15 protein-coding genes are annotated in these 16,977 nt (G+C 65.8%); 9 read left to right on the top strand and 6 right to left on the bottom strand.

All coding sequences use genetic code 11. The annotated features are described in order from the left end of the window. Window positions 1-95: 95 nt before the first annotated feature. The 3 genes from BM118_RS19795 (at window position 96) to BM118_RS19785 (ending at window position 1,566) form a co-directional block, all read left to right on the top strand. Window positions 96-317, top strand: a complete 222-nt coding sequence (locus tag BM118_RS19795) for a hypothetical protein (protein WP_092187174.1) — start codon at window positions 96-98, stop codon at window positions 315-317. Window positions 318-393: 76 nt separating this feature from the next. Then, the gene (locus tag BM118_RS19790) at window positions 394-717 is read left to right on the top strand and encodes a cysteine rich repeat-containing protein (RefSeq protein ID WP_092187566.1); all 324 of its coding nucleotides are present in this window, start codon (window positions 394-396) and stop codon (window positions 715-717) included. Between the two features lie 9 nt (window positions 718-726). Beyond that, window positions 727-1,566 (top strand): sterol desaturase family protein, encoded by an 840-nt coding sequence (locus BM118_RS19785; protein ID WP_092187173.1) that lies wholly within the window; start codon window positions 727-729, stop codon window positions 1,564-1,566. 73 nt (window positions 1,567-1,639) lie between these two features. Here BM118_RS19785 and BM118_RS19780 read toward each other — a convergent pair whose 3' ends face one another. The 4 genes from BM118_RS19780 to BM118_RS19765 form a co-directional block, all read right to left on the bottom strand. Further along, window positions 1,640-3,139, bottom strand: coding sequence for a phosphomannomutase/phosphoglucomutase (locus tag BM118_RS19780; RefSeq protein ID WP_092187172.1), 1,500 nt, complete (start codon window positions 3,137-3,139; stop codon window positions 1,640-1,642). Between the two features lie 193 nt (window positions 3,140-3,332). After that, window positions 3,333-3,845 carry a TIGR02281 family clan AA aspartic protease gene (locus BM118_RS19775; RefSeq protein ID WP_177234472.1) on the bottom strand — a complete coding sequence of 171 codons (513 nt, stop codon included), beginning with the start codon at window positions 3,843-3,845 and terminating at the stop codon, window positions 3,333-3,335. A gap of 129 nt (window positions 3,846-3,974) precedes the next feature. Continuing rightward, on the bottom strand, window positions 3,975-6,449 hold the full coding sequence (gene hrpB, locus BM118_RS19770; RefSeq protein ID WP_177234471.1) for an ATP-dependent helicase HrpB: 2,475 nt from the start codon (window positions 6,447-6,449) through the stop codon (window positions 3,975-3,977). A gap of 123 nt (window positions 6,450-6,572) precedes the next feature. Then, on the bottom strand, window positions 6,573-7,889 hold the full coding sequence (locus tag BM118_RS19765; RefSeq protein WP_092187170.1) for a UDP-glucose dehydrogenase family protein: 1,317 nt from the start codon (window positions 7,887-7,889) through the stop codon (window positions 6,573-6,575). A gap of 193 nt (window positions 7,890-8,082) precedes the next feature. On the opposite strand from BM118_RS19765, the gene BM118_RS19760 reads away from it, so the two are divergent. From BM118_RS19760 to BM118_RS19750, 3 genes are all read left to right on the top strand, one after another. Then, complete coding sequence (locus BM118_RS19760) at window positions 8,083-9,150, top strand: acyltransferase family protein (protein ID WP_092187169.1); 1,068 nt, start codon at window positions 8,083-8,085, stop codon at window positions 9,148-9,150. A gap of 236 nt (window positions 9,151-9,386) precedes the next feature. Continuing rightward, complete coding sequence (gene polA / locus BM118_RS19755; RefSeq protein ID WP_092187564.1) at window positions 9,387-12,461, top strand: DNA polymerase I; 3,075 nt, start codon at window positions 9,387-9,389, stop codon at window positions 12,459-12,461. Window positions 12,462-12,713: 252 nt separating this feature from the next. After that, window positions 12,714-13,349: a LysE family translocator gene (locus tag BM118_RS19750; RefSeq protein WP_092187168.1), complete on the top strand. Its 636-nt coding sequence runs from the start codon at window positions 12,714-12,716 to the stop codon at window positions 13,347-13,349. A 138-nt stretch (window positions 13,350-13,487) separates the two neighbouring features. Here the strand turns inward: BM118_RS19750 and BM118_RS19745 are convergent, their stop codons facing one another. Next, complete coding sequence (locus tag BM118_RS19745; RefSeq protein WP_092187167.1) at window positions 13,488-14,114, bottom strand: glutathione S-transferase family protein; 627 nt, start codon at window positions 14,112-14,114, stop codon at window positions 13,488-13,490. 174 nt (window positions 14,115-14,288) lie between these two features. Here BM118_RS19745 and pyrE point away from each other — a divergent pair, with 174 nt between their 5' ends. Together pyrE and BM118_RS19735 are read left to right on the top strand one after the other, a co-directional pair. Beyond that, entirely contained in the window at window positions 14,289-14,852 is a 564-nt protein-coding gene (gene pyrE, locus BM118_RS19740; RefSeq protein WP_027547500.1) for an orotate phosphoribosyltransferase, read from the top strand. 247 nt (window positions 14,853-15,099) lie between these two features. Next, window positions 15,100-15,873 carry a DUF2865 domain-containing protein gene (locus BM118_RS19735; protein ID WP_177234470.1) on the top strand — a complete coding sequence of 258 codons (774 nt, stop codon included), beginning with the start codon at window positions 15,100-15,102 and terminating at the stop codon, window positions 15,871-15,873. A 125-nt stretch (window positions 15,874-15,998) separates the two neighbouring features. On the opposite strand, the gene BM118_RS19730 is transcribed toward BM118_RS19735, so the two are convergent. Further along, window positions 15,999-16,430, bottom strand: a complete 432-nt coding sequence (locus BM118_RS19730) for a hypothetical protein (RefSeq protein ID WP_092187165.1) — start codon at window positions 16,428-16,430, stop codon at window positions 15,999-16,001. A gap of 190 nt (window positions 16,431-16,620) precedes the next feature. Here BM118_RS19730 and BM118_RS19725 point away from each other — a divergent pair, with 190 nt between their 5' ends. Further along, window positions 16,621-16,911, top strand: coding sequence for a GIY-YIG nuclease family protein (locus BM118_RS19725; protein ID WP_092187164.1), 291 nt, complete (start codon window positions 16,621-16,623; stop codon window positions 16,909-16,911). Window positions 16,912-16,977: the final 66 nt, after the last annotated feature.

The following is a 16,977-nucleotide window of genomic DNA, read 5'->3' as shown; positions in this document are numbered from 1 at the left end:
AATCGTTTCGCCCCGGCAATGCCGCGCAGACGCCGCGGTCGCAGTCTCCTGCGCATGGCTCCCGCTCACGGCAGCCCCACAAGGAGACGACGACCATGAACAAATTCTTCCTCACCTCCCTCGTCATCGGTGCCCTGTCGGTGGCCGCGGCGGCTGACGCCAATGCCTGGACGCGGACGGCGACCGGCACCGGGCCGCGCGGCACCTCCAGCGTCACCGCGACGGGAAGCTGCGCCAACGGCAGCTGCACGCGCAACGTCACCCGCACCGGCCCGGCCGGCAACACCTACACCCGCACCGGCACGATCTCGCGCTGAGCCGCGGGTCGGGCCGCCGCCGCGTCCGCCCCACGCGGCGGCGGCCAGTCTCGCCAGATCAGAAAGGATGAACACCATGCCATCGACCTTCCGTCTCCTCTCAATCCCGCAGGCCGCAATCATCGTCGCCCTCGGCGTCGCCGCCTCAACATCCGCGTTCGCCCAGAGCCAGTTGCAAACCCAGATCACGCCGCAAATGCGCAGCGAAGCGAGGGCCGTCATGCAGGCCTGCCGCGCCGACCATGACCGCCTTTGCAGCGACGTCGCGCCGGGGGGCGGTCGCATCCTCGCCTGCCTGCAATCCCACGCCGGCCAGCTCACCCCAGCCTGCGCACAAACGCTGCCCCGCGCGCAGGCGCTGAGGGACGGCGCGGTCAGCGCCGGCGTCGCGCCGAAATAGGAGGGTGCCGTGGGCTACGCCTCACTCCTGCTCGATCCGACGCTGAGGCGCGTGATCCTGGCAACGGCGATCGGCCTGATGCTGCTGGAATACGGCATCGGCCGGCTCGCGCATCGCGAGACCCACGACTGGCGCGAAAGCGTGGCGTCGTTCGGTGTTGCGCTCGGACAGAACGTGCTGCGCGCGATCGAGGCCGGACTTCTCGCCGTGCCCTTTGCGTTCCTGTACGAGCACCGTCTGTTCGACTTCGCGCAAGGCAGCCCGCTCGCGCTCGCCGGATTGTTCCTCGGCAGCGAATTTCTCTACTACTGGCAGCACCGCGCCTCGCATCGCATTCGCTGGATGTGGGCGACACATGCGGTGCATCACTCGACGACGCGGCTGAACCTGACGGCGGCGATCCGGCTCGGCTGGACCGGCAATATCTCGGGCAACTTTCTGTTCTTCCTGCCGCTGGCGCTGATCGGTTTTCATCCCCTCGCGATCGTCGCAATGCTGGGGATCAACCTGTTCTACCAGTTCTTCATCCACAGCGACTTCGCGCCGCAGCTCGGCGTGCTCGAATGGGCGCTCAACACGCCGAGCCATCATCGCGTGCACCACGCCTGCAACGCGCCGTGCCTGGACAAGAACTACGGCGGCATCCTGATCGTGTTCGACCGCCTGTTCGGCACCTTCGCCGAGCGGCCCTCCGACCAGCCGCTCCGTTTCGGCCTGGTCGGCGGCACGCCGTCCTTCAATCCGATCCGGATCGCCCTCGGCGAATGGATCGCGATGCTGGACGACGCCTGGAAGGCCCGGGGGGCAGGCGCGAAGCTCCGCGCCCTGTTCGGCCCGCCGGGAGGCTGAGCGCTCGCCGGCGATGGCCCTTACCTCTCCCCGCTTGCGGGGAGAGGGAGCAGACCTTCGCCGCGGTCGCACCTCAGATCTTCTGATTGTACTCGCCGACTTCGGGATGCGTGCGCAGCACGCTGTTCACCATCTCGAACATGTCGTGCATGCGCTGCTCGGAGACCGGGCTCTCGACCACGACCACGAGCTCGGGCTTGTTGGAGGAGGCGCGCACCAGGCCCCAGCTGCCGTCCTCGACCGTGACGCGCACGCCGTTGACGGTGACGAGGTCGCGGATCGCCTGGCCGCCGATCTTGGCGCCCTTGGCCTGCAAGCCTTCGAAGTGCTTCACCACCGCGTCGATGACGCCGTATTTGACCTCGTCGGCGCAATGCGGCGACATGGTCGGCGACGACCAGGTCTTCGGCAGCGCGTTCTTCAGGTCGGCCATCGACTTGCCGGGGGCGCGGTCGAGCATCTCGCAGATCGCGATCGCCGAAACCAGGCCGTCGTCATAGCCGCGGCCGAACGGCTTGTTGAAGAAGAAATGGCCCGACTTCTCGAAGCCCGCGAGCGCGCCCATCTCGTTGGTGCGGCGCTTCATGTAGGAATGACCGGTCTTCCAATAGGCGGTCCTGGCGCCCTGCTTCTGGAGCACCGGATCGGTCATGTAGAGGCCCGTCGACTTCACGTCGACGACGAACTGCGCGTCCTTGTGGATCGCCGACATGTCGCGCGCCAGCATCACGCCGACCTTGTCGGCGAAGATTTCCTCGCCGGTGTTGTCGACGACGCCGCAGCGGTCGCCGTCGCCGTCGAAGCCGAGACCGACATCGGCCTTGTGATGCAGCACTGCGTCGCGGATCGCGTGCAGCATCTCCATGTCTTCAGGATTCGGATTGTACTTCGGGAAAGTGTGGTCGAGCTCGGTGTCGAGCGGGATCACCTCGCAGCCGATCGCCTCCAGCACCTGCGGCGCGAATGCGCCGGCGGTGCCGTTGCCGCAGGCCGCGACGACCTTGAGCTTGCGCGTCAGCTTCGGACGGCTGGTGAGATCGGCGATGTAGCGCGCCGGATAATTCTCGTGGAACTGGTAGGAGCCGCCAGCCTTGTTCTTGAACTCGGCGCCCAGCACAATCTCCTTGAGCCGCGTCATCTCGTCCGGGCCGAAGGTCAGCGGGCGGTTGGCGCCCATCTTCACGCCGGTCCAGCCATTGTCGTTGTGCGAGGCCGTGACCATCGCGCAGCAGGGCACGTCGAGATCGAACTGCGCGAAATAGGCCATCGGCGTCACCGCAAGCCCGATGTCGTGCACCTTGCACCCCGCCGCCATCAGGCCGGAGATCAGCGCGTATTTGATCGAGGCCGAATAGCCGCGGAAATCATGGCCGGTGACGATCTCTTGGCTGACGCCGAGTTCCGCGATCAGCGCGCCCAGCCCCATGCCGAGCGCCTGGATCCCCATCAGGTTGATTTCCTTCTGGAACAGCCAGCGCGCGTCGTATTCGCGAAAACCCGTAGGTTTCACCATCGGCTCGGATTCGAAGGCGTAGGTGTTGGGCAACAAGACGGATTTCGGCTTGGGAAACATTGAGACGGTCTCGTGAAAGGGGGGCAGGAATCTGATGCAGCCTTAGCGAATGCCAGGCCGCAGCGGAAGGCGGGAATGGCAGCTTGTGGCTTATAATTGCGGCAGTTTGGTAACAGGGAAAATCTGACCGCGAGAGCAGTCGAAACAGAGACGTTTTTTGAAATATACGGTCGCAGGAGCCTTCGGGAGGCCCTTACTGCTCCAGCACCATCTGGCCGTTGGCGTACTCAAAGCGCTTCAGGCGGGACAGGAAGGAGAGGCCGAGCAGGTTTTCCGACAACGCCTCATCCGGCAGCACCATGGCCTCGACGTCGCGCACGACGAGGCCGCCGACCTCCAGCATGGCGATGCGGGTGCGCGCGGCCTTGATGGTGCCGTTGGCGGTGGAGACGGTGGCGTTGTATTCGCTTCGCGAGGGACGCAGGCCGAAGCGGGCGGCCGAGGTCTCGTTCAGCGCGACGACGGAGGCGCCGGTGTCGACCATGAAGCCGATGCGCTGGCCTTCGATCCGGCCCTCGGTCTGGAAATGGCCGCGGCCGTCGCGGCCAATGGCGAGGCTGCGGCCACCGGCCGGCGCCGTGGCGGCGACCGCGACCGTCGTGCGCGGCGCTGATGTGGCGGAAGCGGAGCTCATCCTGTCCGCCATCTGCGCCATGAAGGTGCCGAGGCCGATCATGATGGCCGCGAAGATCATTATGTTACGCATCACACCACTTCCGAGCCGGAAAGCTCGATTTCACCACGCGACACGACCGTCCGCGAGCGACGCTGCGGCCGGGCCATTGCCATTTTGACGAAAAGGATGAGCGGACGGTTAATGCGGGTTCGTGATTTCTCAGGTGCCGCGCGGTTTGACCCGCCGGGTCGGCAGTGCATTCGCCGGATCTTCCGGCCAGGGATGGCGCGGGTAGCGGCCGCGCAGGTCGGAGCGCACCGCGGCGTAGCTGCCGCGCCAGAAACCCGGGAGATCGCGCGTCACCTGCACCGGGCGCTGCGCCGGCGACAGCAATTCCAGCACCAGCGGCACCTTGCCGGCCGCCACCGACGGATGGGTGTTGAGCCCGAACAGCTCCTGGAGCCGCACCGCGATGGTCGGGCCCTGCTCGGCCTCGTAGTCGATCGCAAGCACGGTGCCGGTCGGTGCCTCGAAATGCGTCGGCGCCTCGCGGTCGAGCCGCGCGCGCATCTCCCACGGCAGCAGCGCCATCAGCGCATCGGAGAGATCGCCGGCCGAGATATCCTTGAGCGCAATCTTGTCGTAGAGCGCGGGCACCAGCCAGTCGTCGCGCCGCGCGATCAGCCCGTCGTCCGACAGATCGGGCCAGCTGTCGCCTTCGGCCTTGCGCAGGAACATCACGCGGTCGCGCCATTGTTTGGCCGCCTTCGACCAGGGCAACCGGTCGAGGCCCGCGGCGATCAGCCCATCGGCGAAGATGCGCGCAGTCTCCTCCGACGGCGACACAGCCAGCGTAGCTTCAGAGAGCGTGATCGCATGCAGCGCGCGCTTGCGCCGTGCACGCAGCGCCATCGCGCCGCGGTCGAACGAGATCTCGTCGACCGTCTCGATATGCTCGGCGAAATGCCGCTCGATGTCGTCCTCGGTGATTTGCGCGGCGAGCAGGATACGCCCGCTCGCGGCCGTTCCCGTCATTTCGCCGATCGCGATATAGGGCGCGCGGGCGAGCGACGAGGTTTGCTCGACGGCAGCGCCGCGGCCGTTGGCAAGCACGAAACTGCCATTGCCGCGATTGCGCGCGACGCGATCCGGGAAGGCGTAGGCGAGCATCAGGCCGGTCGAGAGATCCTCCTGCCGCCCCGCCTTCTCCGACGCTGCGACCTGCGAGGCCCAGCGCCGGGCGAGGTCGCGCGCACTCGACGCGCGCGGCGAGCGGTCGCGGCGGAACTGGTCGCGCCGGTGCTCGAGATCGGCGCTGTCGCCGCCGAGCCCGCGCTCGGTGAGGATGGCAGCGATCTCGGCGGCGGCTTCGCCGCTGCATGCGCGATGCGAATCCACGATCATGCGCGCCAGCCGTGGCGGCAATGCCAGCGCGCGCAGGCTCTTGCCCTCCGCGGTGATGCGGCCGTCGCCGTCCAGCGCGTTGAGCTCACTGAGAAGACTCTTGGCTTCCTTCCAGGCCGGCTGCGGCGGCGGGTCGAGGAACGACAGCGCAGCGGGATCGGCGACGCCCCATTGCGCCAGATCGAGCACCAGCGAGGACAGATCGGCGCTGAGGATTTCCGGCTGGGTGTAGGGCGCAAGCGAAGCCGTCTGCGGCTCGTCCCAGAGCCGGTAGCAGACGCCGGGCTCGGTGCGGCCGGCGCGACCGCGGCGCTGATCGACCGCCGCGCGCGAGGCACGCACGGTCTCGAGCCGCGTCAGGCCGATATCGGGCTCGTAGCGCGGCACGCGGGCAAGACCTGAATCGACCACGATGCGCACGCCTTCGATGGTGAGCGAAGTCTCCGCGATCGAGGTCGCCAGCACCACCTTGCGGGTACCTTTCGGCGCGGGCGCAATGGCGCGATCCTGCACGGCGGCATCGAGCGCGCCGAACAGCGGCACGATCTCGATACTGGCGTCCTGCACGCGCTCAGCCAGAAAATTCTGGGTGCGGCGGATTTCGGCGGCGCCGGGCAGGAACGCCAGCACCGAACCGCTGTCGGCGCGGAGCGCAGACGCGATCGCATCCGCCATCTGCCGCTCGATCGGCGCATCCGCCTTGCGGCCGAGATAGCGCGTCTCGACCGGGAAGGCGCGGCCCTCGCTTTCGACGACGGGCGCCTCGCCGAGCAGCTTTGCGACGCGGGCGCCGTCGAGCGTTGCCGACATCACGAGAATGCGCAGATCCTCGCGCAGGCCGGTTTGCGCGTCGCGCGCCAGCGCAAGGCCGAGATCGGCGTCGAGCGAACGCTCGTGGAATTCGTCGAACAGGACGGCGGCAACGCCGGAGAGCTCGGGATCGTCCATGATCTGGCGGGTGAAGATGCCTTCGGTCACGACCTCGATGCGTGTCGCGCGCGATATTTTCGAGCCGAAACGGACGCGGTAACCGACGGTCTCCCCTGCCCGCTCGCCGAGCGACTTGGCCATGCGGTCGGCGCTGGCGCGCGCGGCGATGCGCCGCGGCTCCAGCACGATGATCTTCTTGCCTTTGGCCCAGGGCGCATCGAGCAGCGCCAGCGGCACGCGCGTGGTCTTGCCGGCGCCGGGCGGCGCCACCAGCACGGCAGCATTGTGTGCCTCGAGCGTGCGCGACAAATCGTCGAGCACGGCATCGATCGGGAGGGGCGTGTCGAAGTTGCGGGGCAAAATCTCGCTTCCGTCATCACCCGCGCATGCGGGTGATCCAGTAAACTCGGATCCCGGTTATCACGAAGATCGCAGATTACTGGATACCCCGCCTTCGCGGGGTATGACAATCATATGTGGCTATCAGCCCTGCGCCGACGGGCGGCCGACGCTCTCGTAAGTGAAGCCGGCCGCGCGCATGTCTTCGGGGCTGTAGATATTGCGCAGGTCGACGACGACGGGCTGGGCCATGAGGCTCTTCAACCGGTCGAGATCGAGGCCGCGGAACTGGACCCATTCGGTAACGACGACGAGCGCATCGGCGCCTTGCGCGCAGGAATAGGCGTCCTCGCAATAGGTGATGCTGGGCAGTTCGCCCTTGGCCTGCTCCATCCCGACGGGATCGAAAGCCTTCACCTTCGCGCCCATGTCGATCAGGCCGGTCACCAGCGGGATCGACGGCGCATCGCGCATGTCGTCGGTGTCGGGCTTGAAGGTGAGGCCGAGCACGGCGATGGTCTTGCCGCGCAGCGAGCCGCCGAGCGCCTGGCTCACCTTGCGCGCCATCGCACGCTTGCGGTTCTCGTTGACGGCCAGCACGGATTCGACGATGCGCAGGGACACATCGTAGTCCTGCGCGATCTTGATCAGCGCCTTGGTGTCCTTCGGAAAGCACGAGCCGCCGAAGCCGGGACCTGCGTGCAGGAACTTGGTGCCGATGCGGTTGTCCAGGCCAATGCCGCGCGCGACCTCCTGCACGTTGGCGCCGACCTTTTCGGAAAGGTCCGCGATCTCGTTGATGAAGGTGATCTTGGTCGCGAGGAACGCGTTCGCGGCGTATTTGATCATCTCGGCGGTGCGGCGTTCCGTGAACATCAGCGGCGCCTGGTTCAGCGACAGCGGGCGATAGATGTCGCCCATCACCTTGCGGCCGCGCTCGTCGGAGGTGCCGACCACGACGCGATCGGGAAACTTGAAGTCGCGGATCGCGGCGCCCTCGCGCAGGAATTCGGGGTTCGAGGCGACGACGACGTCGGCTAACGGATTGGTCTCGCGGATGATGCGCTCGACCTCGTCGCCGGTGCCGACCGGCACGGTCGATTTGGTCACCACGACGGTGAATCCGGACAGCGACTGCGCGATCTCGCGTGCGGCGGCGTAGACGTAGGACAGATCGGCGTGGCCGTCGCCGCGGCGCGACGGCGTGCCTACCGCGATGAAGACGGCATCGGCATCCGCCACCGGCTTGGACAGGTCGGTGGTGAAGTCGAGCCGCTTGGCCTTGACGTTGCTCGCGACCAGTTCGTCGAGCCCGGGCTCGTAGATCGGGATCTCGCCGCGATGGAGCGCCGCGATCTTCTTCTCGTCCTTGTCGACGCAGGTGACGTCGTGACCGAAATCCGCAAAGCAGGCTCCGGACACCAGTCCCACATAGCCCGTTCCGATCATCGCGATTCGCATGAAAAACCCTGTTTTGGCTTGGTTAACGAAACCCCAACTCGGGGCGGTTTAGCATTTTCCTGACGTGAGGGAACCGTCCGCGCGCAAAAACCGGCACGCGAATTGTACCGGTAAAGAAATCGTAAGCCGCAAGGCCCCACACTGCCTCGCGCCCGGACAGCACCGGGCGGAACAAGGCTCGAAAAGGGACACCATGACAGCAACCGGCACAATCGCCGCGAGCGGGGGACTCAAGCCCCCGGCTGCCGCGCGTGTCGACTGGGTCGACTATGCCAAGGGCATCTGCATCGTCATGGTCGTGATGATGCATTCGGTGCTGGGGGTCGAGCTCGCCGCCGGCGAGACCGGTTTCATGCATGTCGCCGTGGCCTTCGCAAAGCCGTTCCGGATGCCGGATTTCTTCCTGATTTCGGGCCTGTTCCTGTCATTGGTGATCGACCGCGACTGGCGAACCTATCTCGACCGCAAGGTGGTGCATTTCGCCTATTTCTATGTCGTCTGGGTGACAATCCAGTTCGGTTTCAAGGCGCCCGCCTTCGCGGCGCAGACGAGCTGGCGCGAGGTAGGCCTCTTATATCTCGAATCCTTCATCGAGCCGTTCGGCACGCTCTGGTTCATCTACCTGCTGCCGGTCTTCTTCGTCGTCACAAAACTGACACGGCGCGTCCCGCCGCTCGCGATCTGGCTCATCGCCGCCGCGCTGGAGACGGCACGCATCACGACCGGCTGGACCGCGATCGACGAGTTCTGCGCACGCTTCGTCTATTTCTATTCCGGCTACCTGTTCGCGCCCTACGTGTTCGCGCTGTCGGAGCGCGCGCGCAACCATCCTGCGCCCGCACTCGCAGCACTCGCGACCTGGGCGCTGGTCAACGCCGGCCTCGTCGCAGTCGGCGCCAGCGAATGGAAGATCGTCTCACTCGTGCTCGGCTTTGCAGGGGCCTGCGCCATCATCACCATGGGCACGCTGCTCGCGCGCGCGCAATGGCTGAACTTCTTCCGCTTCTGCGGCGAGCATTCGATCGTGATCTATCTCGCCTTCTTCCTGCCGATGGCGGCAACGCGCACGCTGCTGCTGCGCACGGGAATCATTCCCGACATCGGCACGGTGTCGCTGATCGTCACCATCGCCGGCGTGCTCGGTTCGCTCGCGATCTGGCAGCTGGCCCTGCGGCTCGGTGCCAATTTCCTGTTCGAACGGCCGGATTCATTCTGGATCGCGCCAAAGAAAGCAGCGCCGGTGTTGCAGGCGGCGGAGTAGCTGGGCGACGCTCTCTACCGTCGTCCCGGCGAACGCCGGGACCCATACCGCGTGATTTATCGATGGATCACGGTCTCCATACCACGGCCTAATCATTCAACTGCCAGTCATCGCCAAACTTCTCCCTGTGGTTATGGGTCCCGGCGTTCGCCGGGACGACGATGAGGTGTGGGAATCGCCCGAAATACCCAATGTTCAAGGCTGTCAAAGCCCGCAAAAATTCATACATTGCGGCCATGCCCAAAACATCCCCGAAGACCACCGCCAAAGCTGACACCAAGGCTGCCGCGCCCAAGACGGCCGCCGACAGCAAATCCACTGCTGACAAGCCTGCTGCCAAACCGGTGGCGGCGAAGGCGGCCGGCAAGGGCGACCACATCTTCCTGGTCGACGGTTCCGGCTACATCTTCCGCGCTTACCACGCGCTGCCGCCGCTGAACCGCAAGTCCGACGGCTTGCAGGTCAATGCCGTGCTCGGCTTCTGCAACATGCTGTGGAAGCTGTTGCGCGACATGCCGCCGGACAACCGCCCGACACATCTGGCGATCGTGTTCGACAAGTCGGAAGTCACGTTCCGCAACAAGATCTATCCCGAGTACAAGGCGCACCGGCCGCCCGCGCCCGATGATCTGATCCCGCAATTCGCGCTGATCCGCGAGGCCGTGCGCGCCTTCGACCTGCCCTGCCTGGAACAGGGCGGCTTCGAGGCCGACGATTTGATCGCGACCTATGCGCGGCAGGCCACCGAGCGCGGCGCCACCACGACCATCGTGTCCTCCGACAAGGACTTGATGCAGCTCGTGAACGACAAGATCACGATGTACGACACCATGAAGGATCGCCGCATCGGCGTTCCCGAGGTGATCGAGAAGTTCGGCGTTCCGCCGGAGAAGGTGGTCGAGGTGCAGGCGCTGGCCGGCGATTCCACCGACAACGTGCCCGGCGTGCCCGGCATCGGCATCAAGACCGCGGCACAGCTGATCGTCGAATATGGCGACCTCGAGCAGCTCCTGTTCCGCGCCACCGAGATCAAGCAGCCCAAGCGCCGCGAGGCGCTGATCGAGAACGCCGAGAAGGCGCGGATCTCGCGCAAGCTCGTGCTGCTCGACGACAAGGTCGAGCTGGAGGTACCGCTCGACGACCTCGCCGTCCACGAGCCCGATGCGCGCAAGCTGATCGCCTTCCTGAAGGCGATGGAATTTACGACGCTGACGCGCCGCGTCGCGGACTATTCGCAGATCGATCCGGCGAATGTCGATGCCGATGCGTCGAACAGCAGCGGCGCCAGGGGCGGCGACGGCGCGGCGAAAGCCAAACCGTCCGAGGCCTCCGGCGATCTCTTCGCTACCCCCGCCGCGACGGCAACGGGCGGCGACAAAGGCGACAAGTCGGCCAGCATCAAGGGCGCGCCGATCTCGCTCGCCACCGCGCGCGAAGAGGCGCTGCGCAAGCTTCCGGTCGACCGCGCCAAATACCAGGCCATCAAGACGCTCGCCGAATTGAACGCCTTCATCGCGCGCATCCATGATACCGGCCAGGTCGCGCTCGAGATCCGGGGAAATTCGATCGATCCGATGCAGGCCGACCTCTGCGGCGTTGCACTGGCGCTCGCGCCGAACGATGCGTGTTACGTGTCGCTGGCGCACAGGCAGTCGGGCGGCGGCGCCGGCCTGTTCGATGCGGGCCTCGCGCCCGACCAGGTCAAGCATGCCGACGCGATCGAGGCGCTGCGGCCGGTGCTGGAATCACCGGGCATCCTCAAGATCGGCTTCGACGCCAAATTCACCGCCGTCATGCTGGCGCAGCACGGCATCACCTTGCGCAACACCGACGATGCACAGCTGATCTCCTACGTGCTCGACGCCGGCCGCGGCTCGCACGGGCTGGAATCGCTCGCCGAGCGCTGGTTCGGCCACGCCATGCTGAAGGAGGGCGAGCTGCTCGGCAGCGGCAAGGGCAAGATCACGTTCGACCAGGTGCCGATCGACAAGGCCGCGCCGCTGTCGGCGGAAGGCGCCGACATGGCCTTGCGCGTCTGGCGCGTGCTGAAGCCGCGCCTCATCGCCGAGCACATGACCGCGGTCTACGAGACGCTGGAACGGCCGCTGGTCGCGGTGCTCGCGCGCATGGAGCGGCGCGGCATCTCCATCGACCGCCAGGTGCTGTCGCGGCTGTCCGGCGATTTCGCCCAGACCGCGGCGCGCGTCGAGGCCGAGATCCAGGAGATCGCGGGCGAGCCGGTCAATGTCGGCAGCCCCAAGCAGATCGGCGACATCCTGTTCGGCAAGATGAGCCTGCCGGGCGGCACCAAGACCAAGACCGGCGCGTGGTCGACCACCGCGCAGGTGCTCGACGAGCTCGCCGAGCAGGGCCACGACCTCCCGAAGAAGATTCTGGAGTGGCGCCAGGTCTCCAAGCTGAAATCGACCTATACCGACGCGCTGCCGACCTACGTCAATCCGCAGACCCATCGCGTGCACACGACCTACGCGCTGGCCGCGACGACGACGGGCCGGCTGTCGTCGAACGAGCCGAATTTGCAGAACATCCCGGTGCGCACCGAGGACGGCCGCAAGATTCGCCGCGCCTTCATCGCGACGCCCGGGCACAAGCTGGTGTCCGCCGACTATTCGCAGATCGAATTGCGGCTGCTGGCGGAGATCGCCGACATCCCCGTGCTGAAGCAGGCGTTCCGCGACGGTCTCGACATTCACGCCATGACCGCATCGGAAATGTTCGGCGTGCCGATCAAGGGCATGCCGAGCGAGATCCGCCGCCGCGCGAAAGCGATCAATTTCGGCATCATCTACGGCATCTCGGCGTTCGGCCTCGCCAACCAGCTCGGCATCGCGCGCGAGGAGGCCTCGGCCTACATCAAGAAGTACTTCGAGCGCTTCCCCGGCATCCGCGCCTATATGGACGAGACGCGGGACTTCTGCCGGAGCCACGGCTTTGTCACCACGCTGTTCGGCCGCAAGTGCCACTATCCCGACATCAAGGCCTCGAATGCCTCGGTGCGCGCCTTCAACGAGCGCGCCGCGATCAACGCGCGGCTCCAGGGCACCGCCGCCGACATCATCCGCCGCGCCATGACGCGGGTCGAGGACGCACTCGCCGAGAAGAAGCTGTCGGCGCAGATGCTGCTCCAGGTGCACGACGAGTTGATCTTCGAGGTGCCGGACGCCGAGGTCGAGGCGACGCTGCCGGTCGTGCAGCACGTCATGCAGGACGCACCGTTCCCGGCCGTGCTGCTCTCGGTGCCACTGCACGTCGATGCGCGCGCGGCGAATAATTGGGACGAGGCGCATTGATTTCTTCCTTACCTCTCCCCGCCTGCGGGGAGAGGTCGGATCGCCCTTGCGATCCGGGTGAGGGGGTACAGGTCTCTCGGCGATCTCGCATGTGGAGAGAGGCCCCTCACCCCAACCCTCTCCCCGTAAGAACGGGGCGAGGGAGCGCACCGCGTTCGCCGCACTGTATCCAATTGTCCTCCGAGCAATTGCGCGATGGCCCGGCGGCGCGGCGCATATTAGAACGGTGCCGTCTCCCGCACCGGTTCACCCATGCCCCACACCCCCGCCCTGCTCGGCTTCGCCCTCGTCTGCCTCGGCCTCGTGCTCACGCCGGGACCGAACATGATCTACCTGATCTCGCGCTCGATCACGCAGGGGCCCGCCGCGGGCATCGTCTCGCTCGGCGGGGTGGCGCTCGGCTTCGTGTTCTACATGCTGTGTGCGGCGTTCGGCATCACGGCGCTCCTGCTCGCCATTCCCTTTGCTTATGACGCGCTGCGCTTTGCCGGCGCCGGCTATTTGCTCTGGCTGGCCTGGCAGGCGGTGAAGCCGGGCGGGCGTTCGCCGTTCCAGGTGAAGACGCTTGCGATCGACAGCCCGCGCAAATTGTTCGCGATGGGCTTCGTCACCAACCTGCTCAATCCGAAGATCGCGATGCTGTATCTGGCGCTGCTGCCGCAGTTCATCGATCCCGCAGCCGGCAGCGTGCTGACGCAGTCGGTAGTGCTGGGCGCGATCCAGATCGCGATCAGTGTCAGCGTCAACGCGATGATCGCGCTCGCGGCGGGATCGATCGCGCTGTTCCTGGCGAACCGGCCGAGCTGGATGCTGGTGCAGCGCTGGCTGATGGGCACGGTGCTGGCCGGGCTTGCGGTCCGGATGGCGGTGGAAGCGCGGAAGGTGTGAGGCACACTGTCATGCCCCGCGAAGGCGCGGCATCCAGTACGCTGCGGCCTCCCGGTTCAATTACCACTGCCTCTGGATACTGGATCGCCCGCCCCAGTGCGCAACTGCGCACAAGGCGGGCGATGACAGCTTCCTCGATCAATCCAGCTTCGCGTCCATTCCCCGCTTCACCGCCGGCCGGGCCATCAGGGCCTCGTACCAGCGCTTGACGTTGGGGAAATCCGCCAGCTCAACCTTGTGGCGAGGGTGGCGCCAGGCCCAGCCCAGGATGGCAAAATCGGCAACCGAGAGGTCGCCGGCGACGAAGTCGCGGTCCGCCAGCCGGCGGTCGAGCACGCCGTAGAGCCGGCGGGTCTCGGCCATGTAGCGCTTCAGGCCGTAGGCGCGGTCCTGCTCGTTCTCGAGCGCGATGAAATGGTGCACCTGACCGGGCATCGGGCCGAAGCCGCCCATCTGCCACATCAGCCATTCGTAGACGGGAATGCGCGCTGAAAGCGATTTCGGCAGGAATTTGCCGGTCTTTTCACCCAGATAGAGCAGGATCGCGCCGGATTCGAAGATGCTGACGGGCTTGCCGTCCGGCCCGTCGGGGTCGACGATCGCAGGGATCTTGTTGTTGGGGGAGAGCTTCAGGAACTCCGGCGCCATCTGCTCGCCCTTGGTGATGTTCACCGGGATCACCTTGTAGGGCAGCCCCATTTCCTCCAGCGCAACCGAGATCTTGCGGCCGTTCGGCGTATTCCAGGTGTGCAGCTCGATGGTCATGCGACGTTTCCTTCCCCCAAGAGGCTTGAGCCCTCACCTACTCCAGAAGGTTGCGACCCCACAACCGGCGGTCCGGGATGGCCGATCCCTCTTGACGGGGGACGCTCCCTCTGGAATGTCGCGGCCGTCGCGGATAGATTCCGCCACTTCCAAAAACGCTCCCGAGGGACCGCCGTGTCGAAATCAGCCTCCCGCGCCCGCCTGTTCGAAATCATCCGCCGGCGCTCCTTCGGCCGCGGCGAGGTGACGCTCGCGTCGGGCCGCAAGAGCGATTTCTACTTCAACCTCAAGCCGACCATGCTCGACCCGGAGGGCGCGACGCTGCTCGCCGAGCTCACTTACGAGGCGCTGAAGGACGACAATCTCGATTTCATCGGCGGGCTCGAGATGGGCGCGGTGCCGCTCGCCGGCGCGCTGGCGCAGATCTCCTGGATCAAGGGCCATCCGATCGCGGCATTCTTCGTGCGCAAGAAGCCAAAGGAGCACGGCGCCAAGCTCGCGATCGAAGGCCTGCCTAGGGGCGAGACGCTTCAGGGCAAGCGCGTCGTGATCGTCGAGGACGTCACCACGACAGGCGGCTCGGCGATGAAGGCGGTGGAATCCGTGCGCGAGACCGGTGCCGAAGTGGTGCTGGTGCTGACCATGGTCGACCGCGAGGAAGGCGCCACCGACACCTTCGGTGCGGCCGGCCTGCCGTTCCGCTCGCTCTACAAGGCGTCGGAGTTTTTGAAGGCTTGAGGCCGCGATGCAGTCCCGGCCGTCCATGCCCGGGCGTGGCCCGGAAGCAACGATCCGCCGGAAGCTGTCCTGGCCTTGAAGAGGTCACGGCCTCGACTTGAATCCGCCTCCGCTCAACTGCTCATTTACCATCCTGCATTACGGTGAATCATGTGCTGAGACCTGATGGTCCTGGCCGGTTCAGTAGCGTCGGGTGGAGTTAGCATTGCGTACAGTCATGTCCCATGCGCGCCGGCGGCGTCGCACGATGCTTGTGGCCGCCACCCTGGCAGCACCGCTGCTTGCAGCTCCCGCCCCGGTTTCGGCCGAAGGCCTGTTCGACTTCTTCTTCGGCGGCATGCAGCAACAGCGGCCGCAGCGCGAGGTGCCGCAGCAGGCGAACTCCTTCGTCGATCCCTTCACCGGCCAGCAGAATCCCGCAACCCCGCAATTTATGCCGCCGACACGTGCGGCGGCCGCCGGCGGCTCGGGCCCGGCGTTCTGCGTGCGCAGCTGCGACGGCAAATATTTTCCGCTGATGCGCGGTCTCGCCTCGCCCGCCCAGATGTGTCAGGCGTTCTGTCCTGCCACCGCGACAAAGGTGTATTTCGGCTCCTCGATCGACGGCGCCGCCTCGCAGACCGGCGAGCGCTACGCCGACAGCGAGAATGCGTTCGCCTATCGCAAGGCGCTGCGCGCGGACTGCACCTGCAACGGCCGCGAGCCGGTCGGTCTCGCCCCGGTCGATCTCGCGCTGGATTCTTCGCTGAAGGCCGGTGACGTGATCGCCACCACCGACGGCCTCGTCGCCTATACCGGCGTCCGCCTCGGCATGGAGCAGACCGCGGAGTTCACCCCGGTCGCCTCCTATCCCGGCCTCACCGCACAGGTCCGCGCGCGGCTCGGCGAGATGAAGGTGGCCCCGGTGCGTGCAGAGACGGTGGCAGCAGATGCGCCGGCCGAGATCGTGCGCGAGCCGCTGCCCGATGTGACCGTGCCGAGGACGCAGGCGAAGCCGGCGAAGCGGGCGGGGCTGGAGTAGCTCAACCTCGTGTCCCGGACGCGGCGCGGCACGAAGTGACGCGACGCAGAGCCGGGACCCAGCTCTTCTGGGCCCCGGCTCTGCAGCGCACCGCTGACGCGTTGCGCTTTGTCCGGGGCACGAGGCTATCGCCCGATAATCACCCCGATCACGTTCGGCGCCGCCAGATATTTCTCCTCGATCGCCGCGCGTGCGGCGGCGCGGTTTTCCGGCGTCAGCAGCCCGCGCTTCTCGGCCAGGATCATCCAGCAGAAACCCCACCAGTCGGTCAGCATGCCCTGATCGCCAACGAGGCCATAACCCTGCTCGGCCGCGAAGATGCGCGCATGCGCTTCGTCCAGCGTGTCGAGGAACAGATGATCCTCGACCGAGAACAGATCGTCGCTGATGTCGTCGATGGTGTAGCCCCAGATCGACTGGCACACCGCGTTGAACTCGCGGTCGAACTGGTCGTCATCGATCCTCTGGCGCCGCGCCGCCTGATGCAGCCGCGACAGCGAGCGCGCGAAATCGGCGATCCGGGTGAGGGCAAACTGGTCGAAGGCAATGGTGGACATGTAGTCCTCGCAAAGTCGGACAGACGCTAGATGTTGTATCGGCAACACGCCGAATCACAACGATATATCAAAGACTTGCTAAAGTGTTCTTAATTTGTTCCGATGCTGAAGGATTGGTTGTTGAAACCGTCGTCCTGGCGAAAGCCAGGACCCATTACCCCGGTCAGCGTTGTCTTTGCGAGCTTGAGCCATGAGCGCAGGCAGCTACTACGTCTACATTCTGGCGAGCCGCCATCACGGGACGATCGATATCGGCGTCACCGATGATCTTCGCATGCGGCTCGAACTGCATCGCTCGGGCCGCGGCTCCAAGTTCGTGCAGAAGTACAAGATCTTTCGCCTTGTGCATGTCGAAGCGTTCGCAACTCCGCAAGAAGCGATCGCACGCGAGAAGCAGCTCAAATTCTGGAAACGCGATTGGAAGATCAAGCTGATCGAGGAAGAAAATCCGGATTGGAATGACCGGTCGGGCCTTCTCTGACAGTCGGGGTAATGGGTCCTGGCTTTCGCCAGGACGACGAGATGGTGAGAGCCTTCGCCGCGATGG

The organism is Bradyrhizobium sp. cf659 (assembly GCF_900113725.1).
GTDB lineage: Bacteria > Pseudomonadota > Alphaproteobacteria > Rhizobiales > Xanthobacteraceae > Bradyrhizobium.
Note: the sequence above shows the minus strand (reverse complement) of the source record. Positions and strands in the feature narration are given on the sequence as shown.